The sequence below is a fragment of the Bacillus sp. AM 13(2015) genome (genome assembly GCF_001518755.1).
Lineage (GTDB): Bacteria > Bacillota > Bacilli > Bacillales > Bacillaceae > Bacillus > Bacillus safensis.
Window position 1 is genome coordinate 22,137 of record NZ_LKCP01000080.1, and the last position, 6,617, is coordinate 28,753.

At 48.1% G+C, this 6,617-nt stretch carries 4 protein-coding genes; all 4 read left to right on the plus strand.

What is annotated here, in order from left to right:
- Positions 1–22: 22 nt before the first annotated feature.
- A complete protein-coding gene (locus tag AOQ70_RS13470) occupies positions 23–826 on the plus strand; it encodes a formylglycine-generating enzyme family protein (protein WP_059376784.1) in 804 nt (267 codons plus the stop codon).
- A gap of 4 nt (positions 827–830) precedes the next feature.
- Entirely contained in the window at positions 831–2,588 is a 1,758-nt protein-coding gene (locus tag AOQ70_RS13475; protein WP_058837805.1) for a WD40 repeat domain-containing protein, read from the plus strand.
- A gap of 283 nt (positions 2,589–2,871) precedes the next feature.
- On the plus strand, positions 2,872–3,954 hold the full coding sequence (ribD, locus tag AOQ70_RS13480) for a bifunctional diaminohydroxyphosphoribosylaminopyrimidine deaminase/5-amino-6-(5-phosphoribosylamino)uracil reductase RibD (RefSeq protein ID WP_059376786.1): 1,083 nt from the start codon (positions 2,872–2,874) through the stop codon (positions 3,952–3,954).
- Positions 3,955–4,064: 110 nt separating this feature from the next.
- Positions 4,065–6,614, plus strand: coding sequence for a beta strand repeat-containing protein (locus AOQ70_RS19595; RefSeq protein ID WP_059376787.1), 2,550 nt, complete (start codon positions 4,065–4,067; stop codon positions 6,612–6,614).
- Positions 6,615–6,617: the final 3 nt, after the last annotated feature.

Sequence of the window (6,617 nt, forward strand, 5' to 3'; positions counted from 1 at the left end):
TGAAAGAAGGCGGGAGAAAAGCGTGAAACCTGATATCAATTGGATTCAAATTCCAAGCGGCTATGCAACGATTGGAAGTAATGAAGAAGATATGAAAAAGGCATCAGAATACTGGAAGGACAAGCTGCTCAATCCAACCTACGGCCGTGAGAAAAAATTTCAAAAATGGCTGTACAAAGAATTTCCATCCTATCAGTCGTATATCAACGAATTTTTTATCTCAGATACGGTCGTCAGCAATGAACTGTATCAAAGCTATTGTGATGAAACAGGCCAGACATACCCGGAGAGTTTAACGAATGAAGAGCTTGGCGGGGGAAAAGATCATCCAGCTTGGGGCATGGACATTGAGGAAGCCTTCTCGTTCTGTCAGTGGCTGAGCGGGAAACTGGGGATGGATGTGTCGATTCCTACGGAAGAAGAATGGGAGTATGCTGCCCGGGGAAACACGAGAAATCAATATCCATGGGGAGATGAGTTTGATCCTTCTTACTGCAATACGCACGAATCAAATATTGAAAAAACGACGCCTGTCCGTCATTACGAAAAGGGCAGATCCTTATTTGGTCTTTATGATATGGGGGGCAACGTCGAGGAATGGGTCAACACCAAATATCATGTATATGAAGGCGGCATCGAGGTCGTCGATGATTTAACGGAAACACTCGGAAGTGACTACTACATTTTAAAAGGCGGCTCCTTCGCAAGAGGTGGAGATTTATGCAGAGTCGCAAGAAGACACGGGAAGCACCCAGATCCCGTTTTTCGATTTACTGGTTTTCGTTTAGTGACTCGTCAAAAACAACATATAAAGGTGGGAGTGTAAAACCATGCATAGAGGACCAATTACATCTGTTTTATCAACTCAGCACGACCAAATTGTTTACACTGGCGGCTATGACCGTTGTATTTATCAGTGGAACCGGGAGACAGGAGAAGGAACGTTCATTGGCAGTCACGAGCATATCATTAACTCAATATCTCTTTCTGAAAACGGAAAGTATTTAGCGAGTGCATCGTCAGACTATACCATTCAATTATATGATACAGGCACAAATACACGAATCCGCACGTTGTTTGGTCATGCGGATGATGTAGAAGCCGTCGCTTTTGCGAAGCAGGATACTTTGCTTGTATCCGTATCCAGAGATAGAAGATGCTTAGTGTGGGATATCGAAACGGGTGCTATTTTAAGAGAATTCCATGGTCATAGCAAAGATGTATTAGCTGTATGGATACATGGTGATAAAGCTTACACAACAGGTGATGATGGATACGTCCTTGTATGGCTGTATGAGACCGGAGAAATTGTAGGAGAAATCGGCCCGTTTGATTATGAACTGGATACGATCAGCGGCAGCAATCAAAAAGAAGTATTCGCACTTGGCAGAGATGATGGCACCGTTATTATTTACGATGCGGCGACTTTACAGGAGAAGAAAATCATCAAAGCCCATTTACAGGGTGTCAAGCGCGTGAATTTTTCTCCAAGCGGCAATTACTTGCTGACAGCAGGCTACGACCATTTAATTAAGCTGTGGAATTATGAAACCGGTGATTTAGTCGATACGCTGCTGCCTCATAAATATCAGTGGGAGCGCTCGCTTGTCTGGACAGAGGATGAGAAGTCAATACTAGGAGCCAGCTTTGGAAAAACATATTGTGAATGGTCGATTGAAAAGGGCAAAGTCATATCAGATGAGATCGAAATGGCGACACCATCTATCAATGACATTGCGCTGACTGATGCAGGTGATATTATTACCGCATCAGATGATGGAAAATTCAGAAAAAATGGAATGGAAATTGCTAAATCAACGGGCGTTTTAACGAATGGAGTAGCTGTTGCACGGGATGGAAGCTATTATGCGTGGGGAGACCATGCAAGTCAGGTGCATATTGTTCATGAATCATTACAGCAAATGGTTTCGTTTGATCTCAACACAGGTCCGGTCAACAGCGTGTATTTCCACGAGGAGGATCGTCAATTTTATATTGGAACTTACGGCGGTTATGTCCATGTCATTTCAACAGAACACTTAAAGGAAATCGGCCGTTCCAAAGCACACGATTGTGCGGTCAAAGCATTAAAGGTAGAAGGAGATCATATCATCACAGCAGCGGTTGAAGGAACCATCTGTCTTTTAGATAAAAAGAGTTTATCCTTAAAAGCGGAATACATCGGTGCGACAGAGCTGTTAAATGATGTCTTTATTGATAGTAAACGAGATCGTATCGCCATTGTCAGCCGTGACAAGAATGTGAGATTGTTTGATTTGCATACTGGAAGAATTTTAGACCAGCATAACGAACACCAGTATTCGATTAAATCGGTCACAGTCACAGACTCTGGCTATATTGTAAGCGGCGATTATTGGGGCTATATCGTAGTGTGGAATCCAGAGCTGGATGTCAACACCGGCCCAATTAGAATTGCCAAAAATGGGATTAGTGCCATCAGACAATTAGGCAATGATGTATACGCAAGCTCATACGACGGCGGGATTTATCACGTTCGAGAAGATGGGACGCATACCGAAGTACTACGCTTATTCGAACAATTTCCGAAAGAAGTAATCTCTCATTAAGAAAAAGAATGTAAGCGGGGGATTCTCATGATAAGTGTTTGCAAGGAACATATGAAAAAAGGTCTGTCTGTACTCAATTGTCCGCATGTGCTCCTCATTAATAAATATGAATGTCGCAAATGCTGTTTTTGTAAACAACGAGCATCTTATAAACTTTTTTATTCCTTGCCTTACTATGATCGATCTGAAAAGAAACGGATGGAAAAAATATAGCACATGAGAATAGAACTCCTTCATTCCCTGAAGGAGTTCTTTCCCTTGAAAGAGAGGAAAGGAGACTTACATGAAAGACGATGTTTTTTATATGAAGCTAGCGATTGCCAACGCAAAGGCCATGAAAGGACAAACCTCACCAAATCCGCTTGTCGGGGCAGTGGTAGTCAAAAAAGGTGAGATCGTTGGAATTGGTGCTCACATGAAGGCGGGCGAACCGCATGCTGAAATTCATGCGCTGCAAATGGCAGGAGATAAGGCGAAGGGAGCTCATATGTATGTGACGCTCGAACCTTGTTCGCATCATGGAAAAACAGGGCCTTGCTCAGAAGCCATAATAAAGAGCGGGGTGAAACGTGTGGTCATTGCCACTGGGGACCCAAATCCGCTTGTAGCAGGTAAAGGGGTCACGATGTTGAAACAAGCAGGGATAGAAGTAGAAGAAGGGATATGTAAACGGGAAGCGGACAGCTTAAATCTTCCTTTTGTTCATTCCATACAATCAGATCTTCCATATGTCATATTAAAAACAGCCATTTCGTTAGACGGGAAAATTGCTACAGCTCACCAAGAAAGCAAATGGATTACGGGAACAGAAGCGAGGAATGAAGTGCAGCAATTACGTCAAGAAGCAGATGCTGTGATAACAGGCGTCGAAACCATTATTCAAGATGATGCAGGTCTTATTGTAAAAGATTCATTCGTGACACAGCCCATTCGTGTCATTTTAGATTCCACCTTAAGGATTCCGCTTCATGCGAAATGTTTAAACGATCATATGGCAGAAACCATTATTTGTACCTCAAACAAGTACGATCAAAAAAAATACCATCAACTGGTGCAAAAAGGACATCAGGTCTTTATCACAAGCGGAGAAAATCGGACAGACATCCATGATGTGTTACGCATGCTGAAGAAGCGTTCTGTCATGTCGGTACTTGTGGAGGCGGGGGGCAGTGTGAGCGCGTCCTTTTTAGAAGCATCACTTGTGAACGAAGTCATTATTTATATGGCACCATTATTAATTGGAGGGAAAGATGCACCTACTTTCTTTGAAGGAGAAGGTACGAAAACATTAAAAGAAGCCATCCGTCCAAAAGATATGGATTATAGTATGGTAGGAAAAGATTTAAAAATGACGATGAGACTTTAATGAAAGAAAGACCTTGTATATGAAGTGCAAGGTCTTTTGATTAATAAAAAAATAAAAGTGTACATACACCTTTCTAAATCATGATGAATACGATGGATGGGGGTGATTCTATGAGAAGATGTAGACAATGCGGAAAGACATATCCAACTCATTCGACAGACCACTACCAAAAAGGAAGCTGGTATGATGCGTATAAGGATGATGGCTGGGAATGTGATAGTTGTAAGAAAGGAAGATCAGGGAAGCCAGGAAAATCAGTGAAAAATCCTTGCTGCGGAAAAGATCCTTGTGTTTGTGTGATTCAAGGTCCGCCAGGCGGGAGAGGAAGAAGAGGCCCAGCAGGTCCAGCGGGTGCAGTGGGTCCAGCGGGTCCGGCAGGTCCAGCAGGTCCAATCGGTCCAACAGGCGTAGGTTTAACAGGCATTCTGGCATTTGATCCAGCAGTAGCATCAGCCTACCCAGTAGGGCAAGTGGTGACATACGATGGCAGTACGTATGTGGTCAATTCAGCACCGCCATTAGGGACGCCTGATACATCACCGGACTATACGCTTTTAGCTGCTGCAGGAGCAACAGGTACAGGACCAACAGGTGTTACGGGAGATCCCGGTCCGACTGGGGCAACCGGCGCTACCGGTGTAGGTCTAACTGGAGTTGTTCCGTTTGATGCGGCAGCGGCACCAGGGTATCCAGTAGGTCAAGTGGTGACATATGAAGGCGAGACGTATCTTGTAAACACAGCATCGCCAACGGGTACACCCGATACTTCCCCAGATTATACGCTTTTAGCTGCTGCAGGAGCGACGGGGGAAATTGGTCCAACCGGCGCCACCGGCACAGGAGCAACCGGTGCAACAGGTGAAACGGGAGCGACCGGCGTCACAGGAGCGACGGGGGAAATTGGTCCAACCGGCGCCACTGGCACAGGAGCAACCGGTGCAACAGGTGAAACAGGAGCGACCGGCGCCACAGGACCAACAGGTGCAACTGGGGTAACTGGTGAAACAGGGGCAACAGGAGTGACCGGAGCGACTGGAGTCGGTTTATCCGGAGTCGCAGCGTTTGATCCAGCAGTTGCGCCAACTTATCCAGTAGGTCAAGTGGTGACATATGAAGGAGGAACCTACCTTGTTAACACGGCGCCACCAACAGGCACACCAGATACGTCACCAGATTATACGTTATTGGCCGCTGCAGGAGCGACTGGCGTTACAGGAGCAACCGGTACAGGAGTCACGGGTTCCACCGGCGCAACAGGAGTGACAGGACCAACGGGAGAGGTTGGTCCAACCGGAGTCACTGGCGTCACAGGAGCAACAGGAGAAATTGGTCCAACCGGTGCCACTGGTGTTACGGGAGCGACGGGGGAAATTGGTCCAACGGGAGCTACTGGTACGGGAGCCACCGGTGAAACAGGTGCAACAGGGGTCACAGGAGCGACAGGAGAAACTGGTGCCACCGGCGTCACAGGACCAACAGGTGCAACAGGGGTAACTGGTGAAACCGGGGCAACAGGAGTGACTGGAGCGACTGGAGTCGGTTTATCCGGAGTCGCAGCGTTTGATCCAGCAGTAGCGCCAACCTATCCAGTAGGTCAAGTGGTGACATATGAAGGCGGAACATATCTGGTCAATACAGCACCGCCAACAGGCACACCGGATACTTCTCCAGACTATACGTTATTAGCAGCCGCAGGTGTTACCGGAGCCACCGGCGTCACAGGAGCAACTGGGGTAACCGGTGATACTGGAGTCACAGGAGTAACCGGAGCGACAGGAGCAACTGGTGTAACGGGTGATACAGGAGCAACGGGAGTCACGGGTACAGGAGTGACCGGAGCCACAGGAGATACAGGAGCGACCGGCGTCACAGGTGTTACTGGAGCCACCGGAGCAACAGGAGCAACAGGAGCAACGGGAGAAACTGGAGAAACTGGAGCCACCGGAGTAACCGGTGTAGGATTAACTGGCATCCTGGCGTTTGACCCAGCTACAGCCCCAACCTATCCAGTAGGTCAAGTGGTGACATATGAAGGTGGAACCTATGTTGTGAATACAACACCACCAACAGGTACACCAGATACGTCACCAGACTATACGTTATTGGCCGCCGCAGGTATTACCGGAGCAACAGGAGTAACCGGGGCAACTGGGGTAACAGGTGATACAGGAGCAACGGGAGCAACAGGAGTAACCGGAGCAACTGGGGTAACGGGTGATACAGGAGCAACGGGAGTCACGGGTACAGGAGCGACCGGAGCGACCGGCGTCACAGGAGTAACAGGAGCGACCGGAGCCACTGGCGCCACGGGTTTAACAGGTGCAACTGGGGTAACCGGAGCAACGGGAGTAACCGGAGCCACTGGTGTTACGGGTGATACAGGAGCAACGGGAGTCACGGGTACAGGAGCGACCGGAGCGACCGGCGTCACAGGAGTAACCGGAGCGACCGGAGCCACTGGCCCCACGGGTTTAACAGGTGCAACTGGGGTAACCGGAGCAACAGGAGCAACGGGAGTAACCGGAGCCACTGGTGTTACGGGTGATACAGGAGCAACGGGAGTCACGGGTACAGGAGCGACCGGAGCCACCGGCGTCACAGGAGTAACCGGAGCGACCGGAGCCACTGGCGCCACGGGTTTAACAGGTGCAACGGGGTAACCG

What these genes read in the sequence shown, in the direction of transcription:
- AOQ70_RS13475 (WP_058837805.1), top strand. Translation starts at nt 831, where the DNA reads ATGCATAGAGGACCAATTACATCTGTTTTATCAACTCAGCACGACCAA.
- AOQ70_RS19595 (WP_059376787.1), top strand. Translation starts at nt 4,065, where the DNA reads ATGAGAAGATGTAGACAATGCGGAAAGACATATCCAACTCATTCGACA.
- ribD (WP_059376786.1), top strand. Translation starts at nt 2,872, where the DNA reads ATGAAAGACGATGTTTTTTATATGAAGCTAGCGATTGCCAACGCAAAG.